This is a genomic window from Sphingobium tyrosinilyticum (assembly GCF_042654265.1).
Classification (GTDB): Bacteria; Pseudomonadota; Alphaproteobacteria; order Sphingomonadales; family Sphingomonadaceae; genus Sphingobium; species Sphingobium tyrosinilyticum.
The window spans coordinates 119494-141230 of the sequence record NZ_JBHSFZ010000001.1; the positions used below are offsets into that span (position 1 = coordinate 119494).

General features: G+C 63.4%; 22 protein-coding genes. 10 read left to right on the forward strand and 12 right to left on the reverse strand.

What is annotated here, in order from left to right; genetic code table 11:
- Nucleotides 1–86: 86 nt before the first annotated feature.
- Nucleotides 87–1148, forward strand: a complete 1062-nt coding sequence (locus ACFO3E_RS00630) for an alpha/beta hydrolase (protein ID WP_380801727.1) — start codon at nt 87–89, stop codon at nt 1146–1148.
- Between the two features lie 76 nt (nt 1149–1224).
- Here the strand turns inward: ACFO3E_RS00630 and dnaJ are convergent, their stop codons facing one another.
- Together dnaJ and dnaK are read right to left on the reverse strand one after the other, a co-directional pair.
- On the reverse strand, nt 1225–2358 hold the full coding sequence (gene dnaJ / locus ACFO3E_RS00635; protein WP_380801730.1) for a molecular chaperone DnaJ: 1134 nt from the start codon (nt 2356–2358) through the stop codon (nt 1225–1227).
- Nucleotides 2359–2464: 106 nt separating this feature from the next.
- Nucleotides 2465–4366 (reverse strand): molecular chaperone DnaK, encoded by a 1902-nt coding sequence (dnaK, locus tag ACFO3E_RS00640; RefSeq protein WP_066528763.1) that lies wholly within the window; start codon nt 4364–4366, stop codon nt 2465–2467.
- 174 nt (nt 4367–4540) lie between these two features.
- Between dnaK and ACFO3E_RS00645 the strand changes: the two genes are divergently transcribed.
- From ACFO3E_RS00645 to ACFO3E_RS00655, 3 genes are read left to right on the forward strand one after another with little or no spacing between them, the layout of a single operon-like run.
- Nucleotides 4541–5026: a copper chaperone PCu(A)C gene (locus ACFO3E_RS00645; RefSeq protein WP_066525103.1), complete on the forward strand. Its 486-nt coding sequence runs from the start codon at nt 4541–4543 to the stop codon at nt 5024–5026.
- The gene (locus tag ACFO3E_RS00650; protein WP_066525106.1) at nt 5023–5487 is read left to right on the forward strand and encodes a vgr related protein; all 465 of its coding nucleotides are present in this window, start codon (nt 5023–5025) and stop codon (nt 5485–5487) included. The genes ACFO3E_RS00645 and ACFO3E_RS00650 overlap by 4 nt, the downstream gene beginning before the upstream one ends.
- Before the next feature lie 20 nt (nt 5488–5507).
- Nucleotides 5508–5855, forward strand: coding sequence for a hypothetical protein (locus ACFO3E_RS00655; protein ID WP_380801734.1), 348 nt, complete (start codon nt 5508–5510; stop codon nt 5853–5855).
- Between the two features lie 7 nt (nt 5856–5862).
- Here ACFO3E_RS00655 and ACFO3E_RS00660 read toward each other — a convergent pair whose 3' ends face one another.
- Together ACFO3E_RS00660 and ACFO3E_RS00665 are read right to left on the reverse strand one after the other, a co-directional pair.
- Nucleotides 5863–6867: a S66 peptidase family protein gene (locus tag ACFO3E_RS00660; RefSeq protein WP_066525117.1), complete on the reverse strand. Its 1005-nt coding sequence runs from the start codon at nt 6865–6867 to the stop codon at nt 5863–5865.
- A 26-nt stretch (nt 6868–6893) separates the two neighbouring features.
- Nucleotides 6894–7337, reverse strand: a complete 444-nt coding sequence (locus tag ACFO3E_RS00665) for a cupin domain-containing protein (RefSeq protein ID WP_066525123.1) — start codon at nt 7335–7337, stop codon at nt 6894–6896.
- A gap of 51 nt (nt 7338–7388) precedes the next feature.
- Between ACFO3E_RS00665 and dapE the strand changes: the two genes are divergently transcribed.
- The gene (gene dapE, locus ACFO3E_RS00670; protein WP_066525126.1) at nt 7389–8534 is read left to right on the forward strand and encodes a succinyl-diaminopimelate desuccinylase; all 1146 of its coding nucleotides are present in this window, start codon (nt 7389–7391) and stop codon (nt 8532–8534) included.
- A 30-nt stretch (nt 8535–8564) separates the two neighbouring features.
- On the opposite strand, the gene ACFO3E_RS00675 is transcribed toward dapE, so the two are convergent.
- The 4 genes from ACFO3E_RS00675 to ACFO3E_RS00690 form a co-directional block, all read right to left on the reverse strand.
- On the reverse strand, nt 8565–10241 hold the full coding sequence (locus tag ACFO3E_RS00675; protein ID WP_066525129.1) for a putative bifunctional diguanylate cyclase/phosphodiesterase: 1677 nt from the start codon (nt 10239–10241) through the stop codon (nt 8565–8567).
- Nucleotides 10242–10340: 99 nt separating this feature from the next.
- Entirely contained in the window at nt 10341–10871 is a 531-nt protein-coding gene (locus ACFO3E_RS00680) for a Smr/MutS family protein (RefSeq protein ID WP_066525131.1), read from the reverse strand.
- Between the two features lie 12 nt (nt 10872–10883).
- Nucleotides 10884–12137 carry a murein transglycosylase A gene (gene mltA / locus ACFO3E_RS00685; RefSeq protein ID WP_066525134.1) on the reverse strand — a complete coding sequence of 418 codons (1254 nt, stop codon included), beginning with the start codon at nt 12135–12137 and terminating at the stop codon, nt 10884–10886.
- Nucleotides 12134–12790 (reverse strand): Tim44/TimA family putative adaptor protein, encoded by a 657-nt coding sequence (locus ACFO3E_RS00690; RefSeq protein ID WP_066525136.1) that lies wholly within the window; start codon nt 12788–12790, stop codon nt 12134–12136. Before ACFO3E_RS00690 ends, mltA begins: the two co-directional genes overlap by 4 nt.
- A gap of 184 nt (nt 12791–12974) precedes the next feature.
- On the opposite strand from ACFO3E_RS00690, the gene secB reads away from it, so the two are divergent.
- The 4 genes from secB (at nt 12975) to ACFO3E_RS00710 (ending at nt 17050) form a co-directional block, all read left to right on the forward strand.
- Nucleotides 12975–13478, forward strand: a complete 504-nt coding sequence (gene secB / locus ACFO3E_RS00695; RefSeq protein WP_066525138.1) for a protein-export chaperone SecB — start codon at nt 12975–12977, stop codon at nt 13476–13478.
- A 136-nt stretch (nt 13479–13614) separates the two neighbouring features.
- The gene (gene murJ / locus ACFO3E_RS00700; RefSeq protein ID WP_066525141.1) at nt 13615–15222 is read left to right on the forward strand and encodes a murein biosynthesis integral membrane protein MurJ; all 1608 of its coding nucleotides are present in this window, start codon (nt 13615–13617) and stop codon (nt 15220–15222) included.
- 4 nt (nt 15223–15226) lie between these two features.
- The gene (trpS, locus tag ACFO3E_RS00705) at nt 15227–16231 is read left to right on the forward strand and encodes a tryptophan--tRNA ligase (RefSeq protein ID WP_066525144.1); all 1005 of its coding nucleotides are present in this window, start codon (nt 15227–15229) and stop codon (nt 16229–16231) included.
- Between the two features lie 171 nt (nt 16232–16402).
- Nucleotides 16403–17050, forward strand: coding sequence for a DUF4136 domain-containing protein (locus ACFO3E_RS00710; RefSeq protein ID WP_066525148.1), 648 nt, complete (start codon nt 16403–16405; stop codon nt 17048–17050).
- A 79-nt stretch (nt 17051–17129) separates the two neighbouring features.
- Here ACFO3E_RS00710 and ACFO3E_RS00715 read toward each other — a convergent pair whose 3' ends face one another.
- From ACFO3E_RS00715 to mutM, 4 genes are all read right to left on the reverse strand, one after another.
- Nucleotides 17130–17735: a peptidylprolyl isomerase gene (locus tag ACFO3E_RS00715; RefSeq protein WP_380801740.1), complete on the reverse strand. Its 606-nt coding sequence runs from the start codon at nt 17733–17735 to the stop codon at nt 17130–17132.
- A 39-nt stretch (nt 17736–17774) separates the two neighbouring features.
- Nucleotides 17775–19190 carry a chromosomal replication initiator protein DnaA gene (gene dnaA / locus ACFO3E_RS00720; RefSeq protein ID WP_066525152.1) on the reverse strand — a complete coding sequence of 472 codons (1416 nt, stop codon included), beginning with the start codon at nt 19188–19190 and terminating at the stop codon, nt 17775–17777.
- A 432-nt stretch (nt 19191–19622) separates the two neighbouring features.
- Nucleotides 19623–19886, reverse strand: coding sequence for a 30S ribosomal protein S20 (rpsT, locus tag ACFO3E_RS00725; protein WP_066525153.1), 264 nt, complete (start codon nt 19884–19886; stop codon nt 19623–19625).
- A gap of 118 nt (nt 19887–20004) precedes the next feature.
- The gene (gene mutM / locus ACFO3E_RS00730; protein WP_066525155.1) at nt 20005–20817 is read right to left on the reverse strand and encodes a bifunctional DNA-formamidopyrimidine glycosylase/DNA-(apurinic or apyrimidinic site) lyase; all 813 of its coding nucleotides are present in this window, start codon (nt 20815–20817) and stop codon (nt 20005–20007) included.
- Nucleotides 20818–20957: 140 nt separating this feature from the next.
- Between mutM and ACFO3E_RS00735 the strand changes: the two genes are divergently transcribed.
- On the forward strand, nt 20958–21689 hold the full coding sequence (locus tag ACFO3E_RS00735; RefSeq protein WP_066525158.1) for a class I SAM-dependent methyltransferase: 732 nt from the start codon (nt 20958–20960) through the stop codon (nt 21687–21689).
- The last annotated feature ends 48 nt before the right edge of the window (nt 21690–21737 follow it).

Here is a 21737-nt window from a genome sequence, read left to right on the forward strand (position 1 = left end):
GCGATAATAACAAGCTGCGAGGGCAGCGGGGCGATCCACGGGACTATCCGATGATCGAATGGTGGAGGATGGTCACGCGTCACAGGATGAACATCGTTGGTCTGTTGGTCATGGCTGGCGTGCATGGCGCGACCCCGGCGCTAGCCCGGTCGAAAGCAAACCCTATTGAAGCGGATGGGACGGTGAACGTCCCAGCCTACCGCCTTCCGCCCTCGGTATATCTAAGTGACGAAGCGAAGAAGGCCCTTCCCCGCCGTCCTTTTGACGCCAATGACATGCTGACGCAGCTGATCAAGAAAGGCCGGGTTCCGGCGACCCGGCAGATGATGGCGCAAGGCATGGCGACCGCTGTCCGCAAATTGGCGGAACAGCATAAGGTTACATATCGCGAAGTCACTATGGGCGGCGTGCACGGCTATCTGGTCACCCCCGCCAAGCAGAGTGAAGGCGGCAAACGCGGCAACATCCTGATCAATCTGCCCGGTGGCGGCTTCATCATGGCCACCGCAGGGGGCGGATTGCAGGAATCCATTCCGTTGGCCGGGCGCACTGGCTTTGAAATTCTGACCATCGATTATCGGCAGGCGCCGGAGGCTGTTTTCCCCGCCGCCAGCGAAGATGTTGCGGCGGTCTATCGGGAGTTGCTGAAGACGCGTAAGCCCTCCCAGATCGGGATTTTCGGCAGCTCTGCGGGCGGCCTGCTGACCGCGCAGGCGATTGCCTGGTTCCAGCATGTGAAACTGCCCTCACCCGGCGCAGCGGGCATATTCTGTGCGTCCGCCGATGCGCGCTGGGCAGGTGACAGCTGGTATTCCTTCAAACCGATGCAGGGTTTGACGGCGCCTGCCACGCTTGATGAGCGCTTCTATTATGGCGATCATGATCTTTTGGACCCGCTCATGTCGCCGATGATGTCGCGCGACGTACTGCGCTTCTTTCCCGCCACTTTACTGCTGACGTCTCTGCGGGCGGGCGAGGTCAGTGCGGCCGTCAACACACATCGCGAACTGATAAAGGCCAAGGTGAGCGCTGACCTTCATGTCTGGGACGGTCTGGACCATTGTTTCTTCGCCAACCAGGCTTTGCCCGAAGCGCAGGAAGCGCTGGATGTCATGACGGACTTTTTCCGTCGCAACCTTCGGAAATAACATCAGCTAATATGCAAAAAGGCCGGGGCAGTTGACGCTGCACCCGGCCTTTCCAATTGCTGAAAGAGCGGAGCGCTCAGTCGCCCCACAATTCCTTGAGCTTGCTGAAGAAGCCGGTGGATTGAGGACATTCTTCGCCGGTTTCCGTATCGCGGAAGGCTTCCAGCAATTCCTTCTGCTTGGCGGTGAGGCGGGTCGGGGTTTCGACCTCCACCTGGATGACGAGATCGCCCTGCCCCCGGCCATTCAGCACCGGCATGCCTGCGCCGCGCTGGCGGATCTGCTTACCCGATTGGATGCCGCTCGGGATTTTGATCTCGTGCCGCTGGCCGTCGAGGCCGGGCACTTCGATGCAACCGCCGAGCGCCGCCGTGGTGAAGCTGACCGGCGCGCGACAGAAGAGCGTCGTACCGTCCCGTTCGAAGAGCGAATGGCGCTTCACATGCAGGAAAATATAGAGGTCGCCTGAAGGCGCACCGCGCGCTCCCGCCTCACCTTCGCCCGAGAGGCGGATGCGGGTGCCTTCATCGACGCCAGCGGGAATGTTGACCGAGAGGGTCTTGGGCTTGTCCACCCGGCCTTCGCCGAGGCAAGTGCGGCAGGGGCTTTCGATCACCTGGCCCGCGCCATGACAGCCGGGGCAGGTCCGCTCGACCACGAAGAAGCCCTGCTGCGCGCGGACCTGGCCATGACCGCCGCAGGTGCCGCAGGTCTTGACACCGGTGCCGGGCTGCGCGCCCGATCCGTCACAGCTTTCGCAGGAGGCCGATACTTCGATTTCGATCTCGGTCTTCTTGCCATGATAGGCTTCGTCGAGCGTGATCTCCATGTCGTAGCGCAGGTCCGCACCGCGCCGCTGCGCCTGACGGCCGCCGCCGCCAAAGCCGCTCTGGCCGAAGATCGTCTCGAAAATATCGCCCAGGTCAGAAAAGCCGCCCGCGCCGCGTCCGTTGAAGCCGCCGCCGCCGCCATTTTGGGCATTGGTATAGGCCGCATGGCCATAGCGATCATAGGCGGCGCGTTTCTGCGGGTCCTTGAGGCATTCATAGGCTTCGGAAACGGCCTTGAACCTGGCCTCGCCGTCCGTGCATCCCCCGGTCTTGTCCGGGTGATATTTCATCGCCAGCTTGCGATAGGCGCTCTTGATCGTGCCCGCGTCTGCCGTGCGCTCGACTTCGAGCAGTTCGTAATAGTCCAATTCGCTACTCATCTCGCCCCCGGCGCGCGCACGTCCCCCGACTTCGCCCCGGGCGAACGGCGATGGCAATCACCATATCCGTTCGGTCCGAGCGAAGTCGAGAACCGTTTCATCGCCCTTAAGCCTTGTTGTCGTCCACTTCCGAAAATTCGGCATCGACGACATCATCATCATCAGCCTTCGGAGCGTCCGCGCCCGGCGACGCGGCACCGGCCTGTTCCTTCTCGTAGATCGCCTGGCCGAGCTTCATCGCGACCTGAGCGAGTTCCTGCGCCTTTGCCTTCATCGCTTCGACGTCGCCGCCTTCAACGGCCGACTTGGTCGCGGCGATCGCCGTCTCGATCTCGGACTTGAGGGCAGCGTCCACCTTGTCGCCATGCTCATTGAGCTGCTGCTCGGTGGTGTGGATCAGGCTCTCGGCATTGTTCTTCGCCTCGGCGCCTTCCCGCCGCTTCTTATCCTCTTCGGCGAAGCGCTCGGCATCCTTGACCATCTGTTCGATGTCGGCGTCGGACAGGCCGCCCGAAGCCTGGATGCGGATCTGCTGTTCCTTGCCGGTGCCCTTGTCCTTGGCATGGACGTTGACAAGGCCGTTGGCGTCGATGTCGAAGGTGACTTCGATCTGCGGCACGCCGCGCGGCGCGGGCGGGATGCCGACCAGGTCGAACTGGCCCAGCAGCTTGTTGTCCGCCGCCATTTCACGCTCGCCCTGGAACACGCGAATCGTCACCGCCTGCTGATTGTCGTCGGCGGTCGAATAGACCTGCGACTTCTTGGCGGGGATCGTGGTGTTGCGGTCGATCATGCGGGTGAACACGCCGCCCAGCGTTTCGATGCCCAGCGACAGCGGGGTCACGTCGAGCAGCAGAACGTCTTTGACGTCGCCCTGCAGCACGCCCGCCTGGATCGCCGCGCCCATGGCGACGACTTCGTCCGGGTTGACGCCGGTGTGCGGTTCCTTGCCGAAGAATTCCTTCACGGCCTCGCGCACCTTGGGCATGCGGGTCATGCCGCCGACGAGGACGACTTCGCTGATCTCGCTCGCGGAAATGCCAGCGTCGGCCAGCGCCTTCTTGCAGGGGTCCATCGTGCGCTTGATGAGGTCGGTCACCAGACGCTCCAGATCGGCGCGGGTGATGTTCTTCACCAGATGCTTGGGGCCATTCTGGTCAGCGGTGATGAAGGGCAGATTGACTTCGGTCGACTGCGCCGAGGACAGTTCGATCTTCGCCTTTTCAGCGGCTTCCTTCAGACGCTGTAGCGCCAGCTTGTCCTTGGTGAGGTCGATGCCCTCATCCTTCTTGAAGCCTTCGGCCAAATATTCGACCAGCTTGGCGTCGAAATCTTCGCCGCCCAGGAAGGTGTCGCCGTTGGTGGACTTCACTTCGAACACGCCATCGCCGATTTCGAGGATCGAGATGTCGAAGGTGCCGCCGCCAAGGTCATATACCGCGATCGTCTTGCCGTCCTGCTTATCGAGGCCGTAGGCGAGCGCGGCCGCGGTCGGTTCGTTGATGATGCGCAGCACTTCGAGGCCCGCAATCTGGCCGGCGTCCTTGGTCGCCTGACGCTGGGCATCGTTGAAGTAGGCCGGAACGGTGATGACCGCCTGCGTCACTGTTTCGCCCAGATAGCTCTCGGCGGTTTCCTTCATCTTCTGCAGAGTGAAGGCGGAAATCTGCGAGGGCGAATAATCCTTGCCGCCCGCCTGGACCCATGCGTCGCCATTGCCACCCTTCACGATGTGATAGGGGACAAGCTCCATATCCTTCTTAGTGGTCGGATCGTCGAAGCGGCGACCGATGAGGCGCTTCACCGCGAAAATCGTGTTGTCCGGATTGGTGACGGCCTGACGCTTGGCGGGCTGGCCGATCAGGCGCTCGCCATCCTTGGTGAAGGCGACGATCGACGGCGTGGTGCGCGCGCCTTCTGCATTTTCAATCACCTTGGGCTTGCCGCCGTCCATCACAGCAACGCAGCTGTTGGTGGTGCCAAGGTCAATGCCGATTACTTTTCCCATCTTGTCCTCTTTGAACCCCAATTCATTCAGCGGTTGACGGCCCCATACCTCACGAAAGCGCCAAGGCAAGACCGGTTTGCGGATGGGATATAGGCGCGATCTTTCTTGGCACAAGAAGTGCGTGCGATTACCGTGACAACCGACCGGAAACGAGACAGTCACGAAAGTGGAACGATGCGCGCCCTTCTCCCCTACATTGCCTTGGCCACCCCCTTTGCGCTGGCCGCCTGCGGCGATCCCGCTCCGACCTATATCGACCAGGCATGGGTGCGCCTGAGCCCCAACAAGGAGACGCCTTCGGCCGGTTATTTCGTGGCGCATGGCGGGGACGCGGCGACTCAGCTTCGCGGCGTGCTGACCGACTATGCGCTGAAGGTCGAGATGCATGAGAGCATGGACCATGACGGCATGATGATGATGCAGAAGCTGGATTCGGTGGACATCCCCGCCAAGACCAAGGTCGCCTTTGCCCCCGGCGGCAAGCATCTGATGATCTGGGGCGTCAATGATACGGCGATCAGCCGGGGCAAGATGACATTCACCTTCCTGCTCGCCAATGGCGACCGCCTGCTGGTGGACGCGGTCATCCAAAAGCCCGGCGCTGCCGCCCCTGCCCCTGCCCCTGCCCCTGCCTCCAAGGATGAGCCCAAGGCGCATTGACCAGCCGCGCCCTCACCCCGGCGGAGGTCGCGCTCGCCCGATCGATCTTCGGCGATGCGATCGCTTATGAGCAGGTGCGGGCGCATCATCGCAAATGGTGGCCGCTCCAGCCGGACCGCGTGACCATGGCGCCGGACGGGCACCTGTGGTTCCCTCCGAAGGGCGGGCTGTTCTGCGCCGACTTCTGCGATCAGCCGCTGCACCTGCAGGGGCATTTCATCCATGAGATGACGCATGTGTGGCAAGCGCAGCGGGGCGGGAAATGGTATCTGCCGCTGATGCGGCACCCCTTTTGCCGCTATGGTTACAAGATCGTGCCGGGACGGCCGTTCCAGCATTATGGGCTTGAGCAGCAGGCGGAGATTGTGCGGCATGCCTTCCTGATGCGGAAGGGCGCGCGCGTCGATGGGAAGCCGCCGCTGGAAGTTTATGAGGCGTTGCTGCCTTTTGGACCGAGTTAGGGTAGGTTGCGCTTATGCGCATGATGACCGCCCTCCTCCCGCTGGCCGCTTTCCTCGCCACGCCTGCGCTGGCCGATACGGCGCAGCGAGCCGGGCATTATTATCTGCGCGGGGTGATGGAGACGGGGTCGGAATTGTTGCTGCGTCCTGACGGGCGTTTTCAGTGGTATCTTGTTTATGGCGCGCTCGACCTGTTCGCCGAGGGGCGGTGGCAGGAGAAGGATGGCGCGGTGCTGCTCACCGCGGAGAAAACCAAGGATGTGCCGGAGCCCGGCTTTCAGACGCTGACGCTGACCATCAAGGATAGCGCACTGGTGCCGCCGGACGGGCGCGGCGCCTATATTCGGCCGTCAGACGAGAAGGACTGAGGCGTCCTCAGCTTACCGCTGCCTCCAGCAGGCGGATGCTGCCCGCGTCGGCATCGATTTCCGCGCGCACGCCCAAGGGAAGACTGAACTGGTTTGCGACATGGCCGATCGCTGCGCCTTGAAAAGCGGGCACGCCCAACGGCGCAAGATGCTGCTGCAACACTTCCGACACTGTAAAGCCGCCATAGGATGGTCCGGTGGGGCCGCAGCCGGTGCATTGACCAAAGACCACGCCCGCGAGCTTGCCCAGCACCCCGGCAAGCGACAATTGGGTCAGCATACGGTCAATCCGGTAGGGCGCTTCGTCCACATCCTCAAGGAACAGGATCGCGCCGCTGAACTCGGGGAGCCAGGGCGTTCCCATGAGTGCAGCCAACACCGCAAGGTTACCGCCCAGCAGCCGTCCGCTCGCACGGCCGCCGCGAAAGGTGCGAATGCGGCCGCCCAGCGGGACTAGCCGGTCTTCCTTCCCCGGCGGGTTCGTGAGCGTCGGGGTCGCCCCATCGAAGGCGATGGCGCGGAAGGCGTCCCAGCTGAACTGCGGCCAGCTGCTCGCGGCATTCGGACCATGGAAGGTGGCAAAACCAGCGCGCGCCGCGAAAGCGAGGTGGAGGGCGGTGATGTCGCTGAACCCCACCAGCAGCTTCGGATTGGCGCGAATCGTAGCGAAATCCAGATGGGGCAGGATGCGGGCGCAGCCCCAACCGCCGCGCACGGCGAATACGGCGCGCACCTCCCTGTCGGCGAACATCGCGTTTACATCTGCCGCGCGATCGGCGTCCTTGCCCGCGAAATAACCATAGCGCTCCGTCAGATGCGCGGCGGGCTTGGGCTTCAACCCCATGGCGGCGATGGTTTCCTTGACCAGATCGAGGTCGAAGGCGTCGTCGGTGAAGCCCGCCGGTTCGATCAGCCCGACCGTGTCGCCGGGGCGCAGCCGGGGCGGCTTGATCAACCCCGGTGAAGGAGACTTCGCCGCGATCAGCGCGCCGCCCATGCCAGCCAGCATCATTCGCCTGTCGAGCGCCGCCGGTCCGCTCAAAAAGCGCTCCCATCCTTGCGCTGATAGCCGCCCCTCGACCAACGCAGGTCGATGTCCGGATAATGCGCGTCGCCGGTTGGGACTCGGCCGAAGGCGAGCAATTCGCAATCGCCGTCGCTTTCATTGACGAGATGGTGGCCGTTCGGTTCCCCCTTCGGGAATGCCGCCATGTCGCCCGGTTGCATCGCGACGCGCCCATCATCCTCCACCAGCACCGCCTGCCCGCTCAGAACGACGACAAATTCATCCTCATCCTCATGCCAGTGGCGTTGCGAGGAGGCAGCGCCCGGTTTCAGCACGACATGGCTAACGCCGAAATCCGCAAGTCCGCTGTCAGGGCCTAGTTTGCGTACCCAGCGTCCATAGACGGCAGCGGCGAAGGGGACCGGATAACCGGTCCTGTTCGTCTGCTGTATGGCTGCAAGATTGATCTTGGGCATGAACCTTTCCTCCGGCTGGCAAAGGCGCTCTGCTTTCGCTAACGCAGCGCCATGAGCATGACCAGCACCAATGCCGACATAGTGGACATAGCACGGAAGCTGATCGCCTGTCCTTCGGTCACGCCGGCGCAGGGCGAAGTTTTCGCCGTGCTGGAAGCGATGCTGGTTCCCCTGGGCTTCACCGTCGATCGCTTCCTCGTGGGCGAAGCGCCTGACGGTCCCGTCGAAAATCTGCTCGCCTGGCGGACGACGGGCGCCGGTCCGCACTTCGCATTCGCCGGGCATCTGGACGTGGTGCCGCCGGGCGAGGGCTGGGCCAGCGACCCGTTCACGCCTGAGTTGCGTGGCGACCTGCTTTACGGCCGGGGCGCGGTCGATATGAAGGGCTCCATCGCTGCCTTTGTCGGCGCGCTGGGTAGCCTTTCGGAAGATTTGGCGGGCACGATCAGCCTGATCATCACCGGGGATGAAGAAGGCCCCGCCGTTTACGGCACGCTGGCCCTGATGGACCGGATGGCGGCGCATGGCCTGCGCCCCGACCTGTGCCTGGTGGGCGAACCGACATCATCGCAGCGACTGGGAGACGTCATCAAGATCGGCCGGCGTGGATCGGTGAACATGTGGATCAGGGTCGATGGCACGCAGGGGCATGTCGCCTATCCGCACCTTGCCGACAATCCGATCCCGCCCCTCATCCGAATCCTGTCCGCCATCGATGCGGAGGTGCTGGACGAGGGAAATGACTGGTTTCAGCCGAGCAATATCGAGATCACCGATCTTGAGGTCGGAAATCCTGCGACCAACGTCATTCCAGCGGCAGCAAAGGCGCGTATCTCGATCCGCTTCAACGATCAGCATAGCGGGGCGGAGTTGATCGAGCGGATCAGCGCAATCGCGGCGGTTGAGGGCGGCGTAGTGACGGCGAAGATCAGCGGCGAGCCTTTTCTTACCGCGCCCGGTCCGCTGTCCGACCTTGTGGCGAGCGCCATTAGGGAGGTGACCGGGGTTGAGGCGGAGCTGTCCACGACCGGCGGGACATCCGACGCGCGCTTCCTCTCCCGGCTTTGCCCTGTGGTGGAGTTCGGGCTGAACAATGCGACGATGCATAAGCTGGATGAAGCGGTCGCGGTGCAGGACCTTAGGGCGCTGGGGGAGATTTATGCGCTGATCGTGCGGCGGGCTTTGGGCGGTTGCTGACGATAGCCGTCATGCTTTCGGGCGAGCGGTTCAGACGATCCGGCGATCGCTCATCCTAGGCGCAGCGAAGCGGGCGAGATAATCCTCCTCCCCCGTCGGCCGGGCGAAATGATAGCCCTGGAACAGGGTGCAGCCGATCACGCGCAGCATGTCCATCTGCGCTTCGGATTCGACGCCTTCCACCACCACTTCCATGCCGAGGCCCTGGATCAGGCCGACGACGGCGCTGCAGATCGTCCGCGCCTCGGCCGAAATGGCGATGTCGCGCACCAGGCTGCGGTCGATCTTGACGCGATCGATCGGCAGTTCCTTAAGGCGCGAGAGGTTGGAATAGCCGGTGCCGAAATCGTCGATGGCGATCCGCACGCCTTCCTGACGCAGCGCCCATAGCTGACCCAGGACCCGCTGATCCATTTCCATCGCCAGTGATTCGGAGATTTCCAGCTCCAGCATATGCGGAGGCGTCTGGTGCGCGGCCATGGCGTGGCGCAGGCGCAGGAAGAAGTCCGCCTGCGACAATTCGCGCGACGAGATGTTGACGGCGATGCGCTGCCCTATGTCCGCCTTCGCCCAGCGCGCGGCGGTTTCGCAGACGCGGCTCATCACCCAGTCGCCCAGCGCGACGATCGCGCCGCTTTCCTCCGCCACCGGTACGAAGAAGCCGGGCATGACGAGGTCACGTTCCGGATGCGCCCAGCGGATGAGGGCTTCGGCGGTGACGACGCGGCCGCTGATCGCTTCGACCTGCGGCTGGAACTCCAGGATGAATTCGTCGCGTTGCAGGGCGAGCAGCAGGTCGCGCTCCAGTTCGGCCCGGTCGGCAGCCTCCAGCGCCAGTTCGGCGGTGAACATCTCCGCGCGGTTACGGCCTTCGTGCTTGGCGTGGTACATGGCGATGTCGGCCGAACGCAGCAGCGCGGAGAGGGTGTCGCCATGATCGGGGTAGCAGGCGATGCCGATCGAAGCGCCGAGTTCAATATGCTGGCTGCCAAGATCGAACCGCTCGCTGAGTGCGAACTGAATGGCGCGGGCGATGCGGCTGGCGGCCTCCCGGCCATGGAGGTCAGGGAAGAACATGGTGAATTCATCGCCCGCGAGGCGGCCAAGCACGGCATCGCTCAGGCCAGCGCTGACCTGCGCCATGACGACTTCGCGCAGCCGGCCGGCGACGCGGGCGAGCAGTTGATCGCCCGCGGCATGGCCGAGCGTGTCGTTGACGCCTTTGAAGCCATCAAGGTCGATGAAGAAGAGTGCTGCGGCGTGATCGCCCTCCCGCTCGGCGAGCAGCCGTTCGACCTGACGGCAGAAACTGGTTCGGTTGGCGAGGCCAGTCACCTGATCGAAAAGGGCGAGCGCCTGCACATGGTCGAGATTGGTGCGTACCTGGCTGAACAGGCTGGTCATGGCCACGGACAGGTCGGGAAGCTCCGCCGCGATTTCAGGGGCGACGGGCGATTGCAAATCGCCGTGGGCGGCCGCGACCAGCCTTTCCGTCGCGGTATCGATGGCGTCGGCGGTGGTGGCGACGGTCTGGCGCGCGGACGCCCAGCTCATCGTGCCGCATAATATTGCGATGATCAGCGAGCGGCCGATGCCGACAATGTCGGTCGCCTGATCCTGTCCCAGAACGAGGGACAGGGTGAACACCAGCGCCCCCGCGGCGCAGGCGAAGGCGGTGGCGCGGCTTTTCAATGTCACGCCTTGCATGTGCCTCCCGCCCCAGAGCGCGGCTCGACGATGAGCCACGGATCAGCAGGGTATGAAGGACGCTGGTTAAGAAAAGGTCAGTGCCTGCGCCGGGCGATCCTATTTTTTGCGGCGCAATATGACGTAGAGCGCGCCTTCTCCGCCATGGCGCGGATGGGCGAGGCGGACGCTAGCGATGCGGTCGGCATAGGCACTGGTTTCGAGCCAATGGCCGATCTCTGCGCGGATCGCGCCACGGCGTGCGTCGCGGCCGAATCCGCTGGCTTTGGGCGGTTTGCCCGTCACGATCAGCAGGATTCGGAGATCGCGGGACAGGGCCGTGGCGAGGGCCTGGTTTAATCTGGCATGGGCGGCGGAAAGGCTGTGGCCGTGTAGGTCGATCGCCATGTCCGGGACCAACGTGCCGCTACGGATTCGGCGTTCCCAAGTGGAATCGAGCGTGGCGGCCGGAGCGCGGGAGGGGCTCGGGACAGTGGGACGCAACGGGGCGGGTGTTAACCCTGGGGGCGCAGACACTGCGAGCGCGGGCGGCGCGTCGATGGGGCGCGAACCGGGCCGCAGGGGCCAAACAGACCGGGTAAGCGCGCTCCAGAGCGCCTGTTCCTCAGACGAAAGATGCCGCCGGGCCATGGCCAGAGACGCTCACTGGCGCGAAAGGCGAGCCGCCGAACCTATCGGCAGCAGGATGAGCGCGCTTCCGCGTGCGGACATGCCGCCGGCGACCGACCGGGCGCGGTCTCCGGCGCCCCAGAAGCTGTCGAAGCGGTTGGCGCCCTTGATCGCGCCGCCGGTATCCTGCGCGATCCACAGGCCATTGGGTTCTGCGCGATCAAGCGAGAGCAGGACGGGAGCCCCGAGCGGCACATATTTGGGATCTGCGGCCACCGTCGCCTCCGCCGTCACGGGCACGCCCAGCGCACCGAGCGGCCCCGCGCCGGTCAGCTCCCGAAAAAAGACGAAGCTCTTATTCTCGTTCATGATCTGCGCGCCCTCCTCAGGGTTGGCGCGCAGCCAGGCCATGATGTCCTGCATCGAGCCCGCCTGGATCAGCCCGCGATCCTTCATCAGCTTGCCTATGCCGGTATAATCCCGGCCATTTTGCCCGTCATAGCCGATCCGCATGACGCCGCCATCGGGAAGCAGAAGGCGACCGCTGCCCTGTACTTGCAGGAAGAAGAATTCCACGGGGTCCGCAGCCCAGGCGATCTCCAGGCCCCGGCCCGCCAATGAGCCGGTGACGATCTGCGCCCGATCATCGAAGGGGACGAAGTTGCTTCCCTGCACCTTGCCGCGAATCGTCTTGCCTTTCAGGCTATCGCTGAACAGGCCGAGATTGACATCGATCAGGTCGGGCGGGCGGCGGTATATCGGGATCTGGTAACCGGGCTGGCGCGTACGCGATCCCGCTATTTCCGGTTCATAATAGCCGGTGACGAAGGCTGTTCCCGGCCCCACCTGCACGGCTTCGAAATTGCGCGAGAAGAATTCATTGGCGTTCGCGTCAGGCCAACTGGACGCGGCGGCGCAGGCGCTGTTCCAATCCGATCCTCGAGTGAGCCCGCTCTGGTCGGTGCGGCGCATCAGCGAGGGACAAGAGATGCGGAAAGCCTCTAATGCCTTTCGGGCGCGTTCTCCGGCGGGGATCAGGCTGGCAATTTCAGGACCCCGAGTGACCCCTGTGGCAAGCGCCGTTCCGGTATCGGTGACTGGAACCGGAGGCGGGGTCACCGGCAACGCCGGGCGCGGCGTGGCGGGACGCGGGCGGGCCGCCGTCTCACCACCGCGTGACGGACGCGCGGGAGCAGGCCCCGTTGCGCCAGGAGGAATCACACCGCCCGCGCACGCCGATAGCAGCAGCGCCGCGAGTAGCGGCGCGCCCGACTTACGCAGGCTCATGCAGCCTCGTCGGTTTCGCTGAGCTTCCAGTTGGGATCAGTGCTGCGCAGGTCACGCGTGAAGGTCCAGATGTCGTTTGTGCCGACCGCGTCGGTCAGCGACCCGGCAACGACATTGCCATCATGGTCGCGGGTGACGGCGGCGATGTCGGCTTCGAACCGCAGCGACACTTCGGCGATCCGGCCGTTGACGCTCGCATCGACGATCTGCGCCTTTTCGATGCGGACCAGGCGATTGTCGAGGACATGGCCAGCCGCTTCACGCTGCGCGATCGATTCTTCGAAGGACGCCAGTACATCGGCGTCGCAGAGCCATTCCAGTTCCGAACGGTCGCCGCGCCAGAAGGCTTCGAGCACCATTTTGTACGCAGCCTTCGCGCCTTCGACGAATTGCGGCACGTCGAAGTTGCGGTCAGCGGCGATCAGCGCGCGCACGCCCAATTCGCCACCCGAAGCGATCAGGCCATCGGCAAGGCGAACCGAATCACCGGGAAGGTCGGTCATCGGACGCGGCTGAAGCACAGTCACTTTAGCCCGCTCCTCGGCCGGACGCAGCGCAGGCTCCTGCTCATGCCCCGTCCGCTTACCGAGGACGGAATAGAGCCGCAGCGCCAGAAAACCGGCGATGAGGGCGAGGATGACAATTACATACACGGGGCCAGGCACCCTTTGGTCTAGATCTAGAATGACAACGCAACCAACATAGGCATGTTTCCCCCAAATTCAAATGGCCGCTTTGGCAGCCGCCATTGCCCTGCCCCGCCGCCCCTGCTAAGCGCACGGGCCATTGTCCCGGGCGCGTCGCCTGCGGATCAACAGGGAAAATCAGGGAACACAAATGGCCGACGAAGCCGATAGCATCCAGACCGCCAACGTGGGCAACGGCGCGGACACGAGTCCGCAAATCGCGCTGATCAGCCAATATGTGAAAGACCTGTCGTTCGAAAACCCGAACGCTCCGACCGTCTATCAGTGGCCGGACCAGCCGCAGATCGACGTCCAGTTCAACATCGGCGCCGACAAGGTCGGCGAAGAAGTGGTCGAGGTTTCGCTGAAGATCGAAGTGAAGGCGACCGCACCGCAAGGCACCGCCTTTGCCGTCGAACTGCTCTATGCCGCGATCTTCGGCATGCGCAACGTGCCCGACGAACAGCTTCAGCCCTTCATGCTGGCCGAAGCGCCGCGCCTCATCTTCCCTTTCGCCCGCCGCGTGCTGGCGGACGCGATCCGCGACGGCGGCTTCCCGCCGCTGCTGCTGGACCCGATCGATTTTGGCGCTCTTTACGAACAGCAGGCGCAGGCCATTGCACAGACGGCGGGTGAGCCGGCCGGCCACGCCTGAGCGCGCGCATCACCGTTCGTGCTGAGTAGGGACTGAGTGTGTTGAAGCCCCGTATCGAAGCATATTTATACCTGTCCTTCGATACGCCACTTCGACGTTGCTCAGTGGTTACTCAGGACGAGCGGGGTATGGCATAGTGAAACTCGTCAAAGCGCTTGGCTCGGTCGGCGGGCTGACGCTTGCCAGCCGCGTGCTGGCGCTGGTGCGGGATTCGCTGGCCGCTCGCTATGTCGGCGCGGGTTTCGCGTCGGACGCCTTCAATGGCGTGGCCTTCCGTCTGCCCAACATGTTCCGCGCTCTCTTTGCAGAGGGCGCCTTTTCCGCCGCCTTCATCCCGATGTTCAATCGCAAGGCCGCCGGACCGGGAGGTGTTGCGGAAGGCTATCATTTCGCCGAGCGCGCGCTGGCCGTGCTGCTGCCAGTCCTGATCCTTTTCACCGTCGTGCTGGTCGCCGCGGCCTGGCCCATCACCTGGCTGTTGTCGGGCGGATTTTCGCGGCAGAACCCGACACCTGAACAATTCGCGTTCGCGGTGCTGCTGTCTCGCATCACACTGCCCTATCTGGCGTTGATCAGCCTTGCCTCGCTGCTGGGCGGCATATTGAACTCACTCGACAAATTCTGGGTCAATGCGGCCGCGCCGATCCTGCTCAACCTGGCGATGATTGCCGGGCTGTGGCTGTTCCATGGCGCGGATGAATATGAAACCGCGCGGGTCCAGGCTATTTCGGTGACCGTCGGCGGCGCGCTGCAATTGCTCTGGCTGATATGGGCCTGCCGCCGCGCGGGCGTGTCGATGAAATTGAAGCGGCCACGCCTGGACGCCGACGTACGCGAGCTGTTGCGCCTGATCGTGCCCGCAGCAGCGGGCGCTGGCGCGTCGCAGATCAACTTGCTGATCTCGACCGCCCTGTCGGGGTGGCTGCTGGCGTCGGGATCGATCACCTATATTTATTATGCCGACCGGTTGAACCAGCTGCCGCTGGGGCTGATTGGCATTGGCCTGGGCACCATATTGTTGCCGACGATCTCGCGCCTGCTATCGACCGGGCAGGACGCCGTGGCGATGGAAACGCAAAATCGGGGGATCGAGCTGGCGCTGTTCCTCACCTTACCCGCAACCATCGCCTTCATCACCGTGGCTGAGCCGATCGTGCGGGGCCTGTTCCAATATGGGCGTTTCACGGTCGAGGATGCGCGCCGGTGCGGCTGGGCGCTGTCGGCCTTTTCAATCGGCCTGCCATCCTATGTCCTCGTGAAGGTGCTGACGCCCGGCTATTATGCGCGCGGCGACACGAAAACGCCCGTTCGTTATGCGATGCTTTCGATCCTTATCAACATCATCGGCAATATCGCACTGATCCCGCTGATGGCCCGCGTGGGACTGGGGCATGTCGCGCCGCCGCTGGCCACCGCGCTGTCCTCCACCGTCAACGTCGCGATGCTTTATGCAACACTGGTGAAGCGCGGCCATTTCACGGCCGATGCTCAGCTACGCCGGCGGCTACCCCGCCTCGCGCTGGCGGCGCTGGTGATGGGCGGCGCGCTGCTGGCGGGGGAAAGCTTGTTAGAGCCGTGGCTCGGCGGCGCGATGGTCCAGCGTTACATAGCTCTCGCCATGCTTGTCGGCGCGGGGATCGCCCTTTACGGGGTGGCCTGTTTCCTTACGGGCGCTTATCGGGTGTCCGACCTCAAGGCGCTGATGCGCCGTCGGGGATCAACCGCAACATCGAAGAACGGATAGAAGAATGCGCGTCCTTTCCGGCATCCAGCCGACCGGCAATCTACACCTGGGCAATTATCTGGGCGCGATCCGCAACTGGGTGCGGATGCAGGATGAGATGGACGCGAGCAGCCAGTGCTTCTTCTTCCTGGCGGACATGCATTCGATCACCGCGCATGAAGGGCGCGAGCAGCGCATCCGCAATGTGCGCGACATGGCGGCGGCTCTGGTCGCGGCCGGGATCGATCCGGATCGGTCGGTGCTGTTCAACCAGGCCCGTGTTCCGGCCCATGCAGAGCTGTGCTGGTTGCTGAACGGCACCGCGCGGATCGGCTGGCTCAACCGCATGACCCAATTCAAGGACAAGGCGGGCAAGAACCGCGAGGGCGCATCGATCGGACTGTTCGTCTATCCCGTCCTGCAGGCAGCCGACATCCTCGTCTATAACGCCACCCATGTGCCCGTGGGCGAGGACCAGAAGCAGCATCTGGAACTGGCGCGCGACATCGCCACCAAGTTCAACACCGACTTTGGGGTGGAGTTGTTCACCCTGCCCGATCCGATCATCCCCAAGGAGTCGGCGCGCATCATGTCCTTTCGCGATGGCACGGCGAAAATGTCCAAGTCCGATCCCAGCGACATGAGCCGCATCAACCTGACCGACGATGACGACGCGATCATGCAGAAGGTGAGGAAGGCGAAGACCGATCCCGAACCGCTGCCTGAGCGCGCAGAGGGCCTTGTGGGGCGGTCGGAGGCGAACAACCTTGTCGGCATCTATGCGACGCTGGCCGGGATGAGCGCCGACGCAGTGTGCGCAGAATTTGCTGGCAAGGGCTTTGGCGCGTTCAAGCCTGCGCTGGGCGAGTTGCTGGTGGAGACGCTTCGGCCGATCCGCACCCGCTTCCTGGAACTGCGCACCGACGATGCCGCGTTGGATGCGATCCTGAAAAAGGGAGCCGCCAAAGCGTCGGCTGCGGCCGAACCGACGCTGCGCGCCGCCTATGACGCAATGGGCCTGATGCGCTGAAGCATGACTGCCGGTAGTGACGGGAAGATGATGGCCGCGCCGTCTTGAAGGATGGCCGGACATGATTTGCGCCCGCGCGCCCTGTGCGAGCGTTCAAATGATGTTCAGTTGCGTTCTGCTACGCCAGAGCGCAAGGTTGTAACAGGCTTACCGCCTACAGGACGCAGAACAATGACTCTTTTCAAGAAGATCGGACTGGCTGCGGCGCCCGCTCTGGCGCTGGTGGCCCTGTCTGGCTGCGCGACGTCGTTCAAGGCGGACGTGGCCCGCTTCCAGCAGCTACCCGCCCCCGCCGGGCAGAGCTTCATCATCGTAGCCGACGATCCGCGCCTGGCAGGCGGTCTTGAATTTTCGCAATATGCGGGCCTCGTCGGCCAACGCTTGTCGCAGACGGGCTATGTGCCTGCGAGCGATCCGGCGCGAGCCGACCTGATCGTCCGCGTCGCCTATCATGTCGATAATGGACGGGAGAAGGTGCGATCGACCGGCTTCGGTCCGCCCGATCCATTCTTCTACGGCGGTTGGGGCTGGCGCGGGCGTTGGGGCCGTCCATGGGGGTATGGCTTTTATGATCCCTGGCTGTTCGGCCCAGGATATAGCGATGTCAGCAGCTATACCGTCTATACCAGCGATCTTAGCATGAAGATCGACCGGGCGGCGGATAACCGGCGGCTGTTTGAAGGCAAGGCGAGCGCGCAGTCGCTGTCAAACAGGCTGACTTATCTGGTGCCCAATTTGATCGACGCCATGTTCACGGGCTTTCCGGGGCAGAATGGCGAGAATGTGAAAATCACCCTGCCGCCTGAGCGAAAAGGCTGAATGGATCGAAACGGGGCGGCTCCCAGCCATGCCCGATTGGCCCGGCGGTCTGTGATCGCCGGGCTTTTCTTTTGCGGAGTCAGGGAAGCCGGCGAGCAGTCAGTATCGTGACGGGTTGGTCGAGCATCTGGCCCTTCATTACGCCCTCGCCCGCCGTGGCCGATTTGGGCGCGACGAGGATCGCGCGGACGGCGTCCATCCCGTCCACCACATGGGCGAAGACGGCAAAGCCCTGATTATCGCCAGCGGCTTCGGGATGGGCGTCCATGCCGGGCATCTTGCCCAGCACGATGAAGAAGTCGCCTGTCGCGCTCCCCGGCGCGTAGCGGGCCATGGAGAGTGCGCCGTCATCATGGGTGAGGCCGGTTTGCGTGGTCGGCTCATGCGCGATGGGCGGCAGGACGCGCGCCGGAGCATTTTGCGTGCCGCCTTGGACGAAACCATAATCGGGCGAGCCGACGCCGCGATAGAAGCTGGTGCCGTCAAACCTCTTCTGATGGACATAGCGCAGGAAATTGCGTGCGGTGATGGGCGCCTTGTCCGCATGGACCGCGATGACGATGCGCCCCGCGCCGGTATCGAGCGCGACGCGTACGTCGGCTGGTGGAGGCGCCGGCGCGGGCTGCGCGGCAGCGGGTGAGAGGGACAGGAGAGCGGCGAGCAGCAGGGCGGCGGAGCGGATCATGGCTCTCACCCTAACCCCGTCGCCACCCTCTTGTCAGCGTCAGTTTTCCAACTGACGCAGCAGCGCGCGAATGTCCGCGTCGATATCCGCGTTGGTCTGGCGCAATTCCTCTATCGTGCGAACGGCGTGAATGACCGTGCTGTGATCACGGCCGCCGAAGATGCGGCCGATTTCGGGAAGCGAACGCGGCGTCATCTTCTTGGCGAGATACATGGCGACCTGACGCGGACGAGCGACGGCGCGGGCGCGGCGCTTCGAGCGCATCTCGGACGCGTCGATCTTATAATGTGCGGCGCAGACCTTCTGAATTTCGTCCACGGTGATGCGGCGGGCGTTGGCGCGGACGGCGTCGGCCAGCATGCTCTGTGCAAATTCGAGATCGACCGAGCGGCCGGTCAATTGGCCATAGGCGATCAGCTTGTTGAATGCGCCCTCCAACTCGCGGATGTTCGAGCGGATCGAACGGGCGAGGAAATCCACAACCGCGTCAGGCACGGGCGGATCGCCCGCGATGGCCCGCTTGGCCTCCAGGATGGCGAGGCGTAGGTCGAGGTCGGCCGGGCGAATGTCCGCCACCAGCCCCCCCGCAAGGCGCGAGAGGATGCGGGCGTCGATCGAATCAAGCATCTGCGGCGCACGGTCGGCCGTGACGACGATGCGAGCGCCCGAATCGATGAGGTCGTTGATCGTGTGGAGAAATTCTTCCTGCGTCGATCCCTTGCCAGCGATGAACTGGATATCATCGATCAGCAGCAGCCGCGCAGCACGCAGGCGCGCCTTGAACAGCATGGTTTCATTCGCGCGCATGGCGTTCACAAATTCCATCATGAACCGCTCGGCCGACATGTAGAGTACCGGCGCGCTCGGCGAATGGATGGAGAAATGCTGGGCGATGGCGTGCAGCAGGTGCGTCTTGCCCTGCCCGGTGCTGCCATGGATGAAGAGCGGGCTGAAACGCGGCTGAGCTTCGCCAGCGACGGCCTGCGCCGCCGAAAAGGCGAGATGGTTGGAATCGCCCGTAACGAAATCGGCGAAGCTGTGGCGCGGCTGGAAATTGCAGGCGGCGACGGCTTCCGCCGGGACGGAGCCGAGCGCCGGGGTAGCGTCCTGCGCCGGAGCGGCTTCGAGCAGGCGCGGACCGACTGCATTGGGCGCACGGCGCAGCCGCACCTCCCGCACGCCGACACCTGCACAACGCCAAGCCATGCGCAGGCGGTCGCCGAAATGGCCGGACACGAAATTGGCGGTGAAGTCGGACGCGAACAGCAGATCCAGCGTCTGGGATTCCGGGCAATAGTCGCCCAGTTGGCCAGCCTTTAGCCACTGGTCGAACATGCGCGGACCGATATCCCGGCGGAGCCCCGTACGGATGGCGTCCCAGGCGGATTCGAGGCGCGCATGATCATGCGAAGCCTGAGCGCTCGAATTTCCTGACACTGCCGCTAAACCCTTCATAAACAGTCGACCCCCATCAACTGTGCCCCTGACGGACAGGAGCTATCAGACACATGAAACCGTTTTGAAAAGCGTGTGCTTTCCAACGCAACTGTGCCGAACAACCCAATGACGATCGCCGAGATTCGATTCGAGTGGCGATCAGAGAGTTGAAAATAGACAGGCAATCTCCGCCGGATCAAGGGCGGGCCGGGTCAAAAATGTGAAATAAAGGCGTTGACTCGGAAAACCGGGAAAAACGGATGGATTGGTATTTTTATCAATAATTTCAATTATTTAGCAAATATACGGTCCCGACGGCTTTTCCCCGAATCATGAGAGAATCGCGGAAATCCGCGAGTCTCCGTTACGGCCGCGTGACGGAATCATGAAAAAACCCGCCCCGCAGTGCGGGACGGGCTTTCAACCTGTTCGACGATCGAGTGGTGCGGCTCAGGCGAGCGCGCTGACGCGCTTCGTCAGGCGGCCGAACTTGCGGGCCGCAGTATTCTTGTGCACGACGCCGCGGGCCACGCCGCGCGCCAGTTCCGGCTGGACCGTCTGCAGCGCCGCAGCCGCAGCCGCCTTGTCGCCAGCGGCGAGAGCAGCTTCGACCTTCTTCACCAGGGTGCGGATCCGGCTGATGCGGGCGCCGTTGATTTCGGCACGGCGTTCGTTGCGGCGGATGCGCTTCTTGGCTTGCGGCGTATTGGCCATTTAAAGTCCTCGGTCTCGTCAAATCTCGTGAAAAGAGCCGGTAGGAATCGCCCACCAGCCCCTGTGAAGGTGCGCCCCTTACAGGGGATAAGCCGCATCGTCAACGGTTGGGGACGCGCTATTTCTGGCATTTTGGGCAGTAAAAGGTGGACCGCCCCCCATCCACGCGACGCCGGATCAGCCCGCCACAGGTGCAGCTTTCACCCTCCCGGCCATAGACGCGCCACTGTTTGGAGAAATAACCTAGCTCCCCGTCCGGCCGGGCATAATCACGCAGAGTTGAGCCCCCCGCAGCAATGGCGGCCGTTAACACGTCGCGAATCGCATCGGCCAGCAGTGCGAGGCGGGCGCGGCTGATCCGCCCTGCTTCGCGCATCGGGGAAATCCCGGCCATGTTGAGCGCCTCGCAGACGTAGATATTGCCCAACCCCGCGACTATGCGCTGGTCGAGCAGCGCGGCCTTGATGGACGTCGCCTTCCCCTTCAGCGCTTGCGCGAGATAGGCGGCGGAGAAACCGGGTCCCAAAGGTTCCGGCCCCATGCGCGTGAACGGTGCATAGGTTTGCCAGGCATCGCTGCGCACCAGATCAAGCGAACCGAAGCGCCGGGGATCATTCAAGGAGAGCAGCCGACCCGCCCCTGTCTCCAGCAGCAGATGGTCATGCGCGCCGATCTCCGCCGGATCGATCCGCCAGCGCCCCGACATGCCCAGGTGAAAGATGAGCGTATCGCCGCGATCCGTTTCGATAAGTCCATATTTGGCACGGCGGGAGAGCGAGGTGACGGTCGCGCCGGTCAACCGCTGCCGCAGGTCCACCGGGATCGGGAAACGCAGGTCGGAGCGGCGCGGCTCGACGCGGGTAAGGACGGCGCCCTCCAAAACCGAGCGCAGGCCTGCGACGGTGGTTTCGACTTCCGGCAGTTCGGGCATTCAGATCATCCTTGGAGAAATACATATGATCGGCCGTTTCTCGACTGCGCTCAAAATGAGCGGCTGGGAGAAGTGCCTGAACATTTTCGCTGATCTGGGGTGTTTCCTCGGGACATGCAAATGCTCTAGGAGGCTCGGCCATGAACGACACTGCTTCTTTCGGCTATCGCGATGTGGATGCTTCTGAAAAGCAGGGGATGGTGCGGGCCGTCTTTTCCAATGTCGCGTCCAAATATGACCTGATGAACGACGCCATGTCCGTGGGCGCACACCGGCTTTGGAAGGACCAGTTCATCGGGCGTGTGAAGCCGCGCAAGGATGAAGCGATCCTGGACATGGCGGGCGGCACGGGCGATATCGCCTTCCGCTTGGCTAAGCATGGTGCGCGGGTCACGGTGTCGGACATCAACCCGGAAATGCTGGCCGTCGGTGTCGAGCGGGCCAAGAAGAAGGGCCTCGAAGGGCTGATCTGGTCGGAACAGAATGCGGAAGAGCTGACGTTCAAAGACCGCAGCTTCGATGCCTATACGATCGCCTTCGGCATCCGCAATGTGACGCATATCGACAAGGCGCTGCGTGAGGCCCACCGGGTGCTGAAGTTCGGCGGGCGCTTTTTCTGCCTGGAATTTTCGACCACCACCTGGCCGGGCTTTTCCGATGTATATGATGTCTATTCGCATCGGCTGGTGCCCAAGCTCGGCAAGCTGTTGGCGGATGACGAGGACAGCTATCGTTACCTCATCGAATCGATCCGCCGCTTTCCGCCGATGCCCGAGTTTGAGCGGATGATCCGGGAGGCCGGGTTCGTCCACACGAAGATCGAGCCGATCCTGGGCGGATTGGTGGCGATCCATTCGGGGTGGAAGATTTGATGGCGGCGCAGGCCAGTACGAAGCCCAGTCCTTTCAAGGCAACGGGTC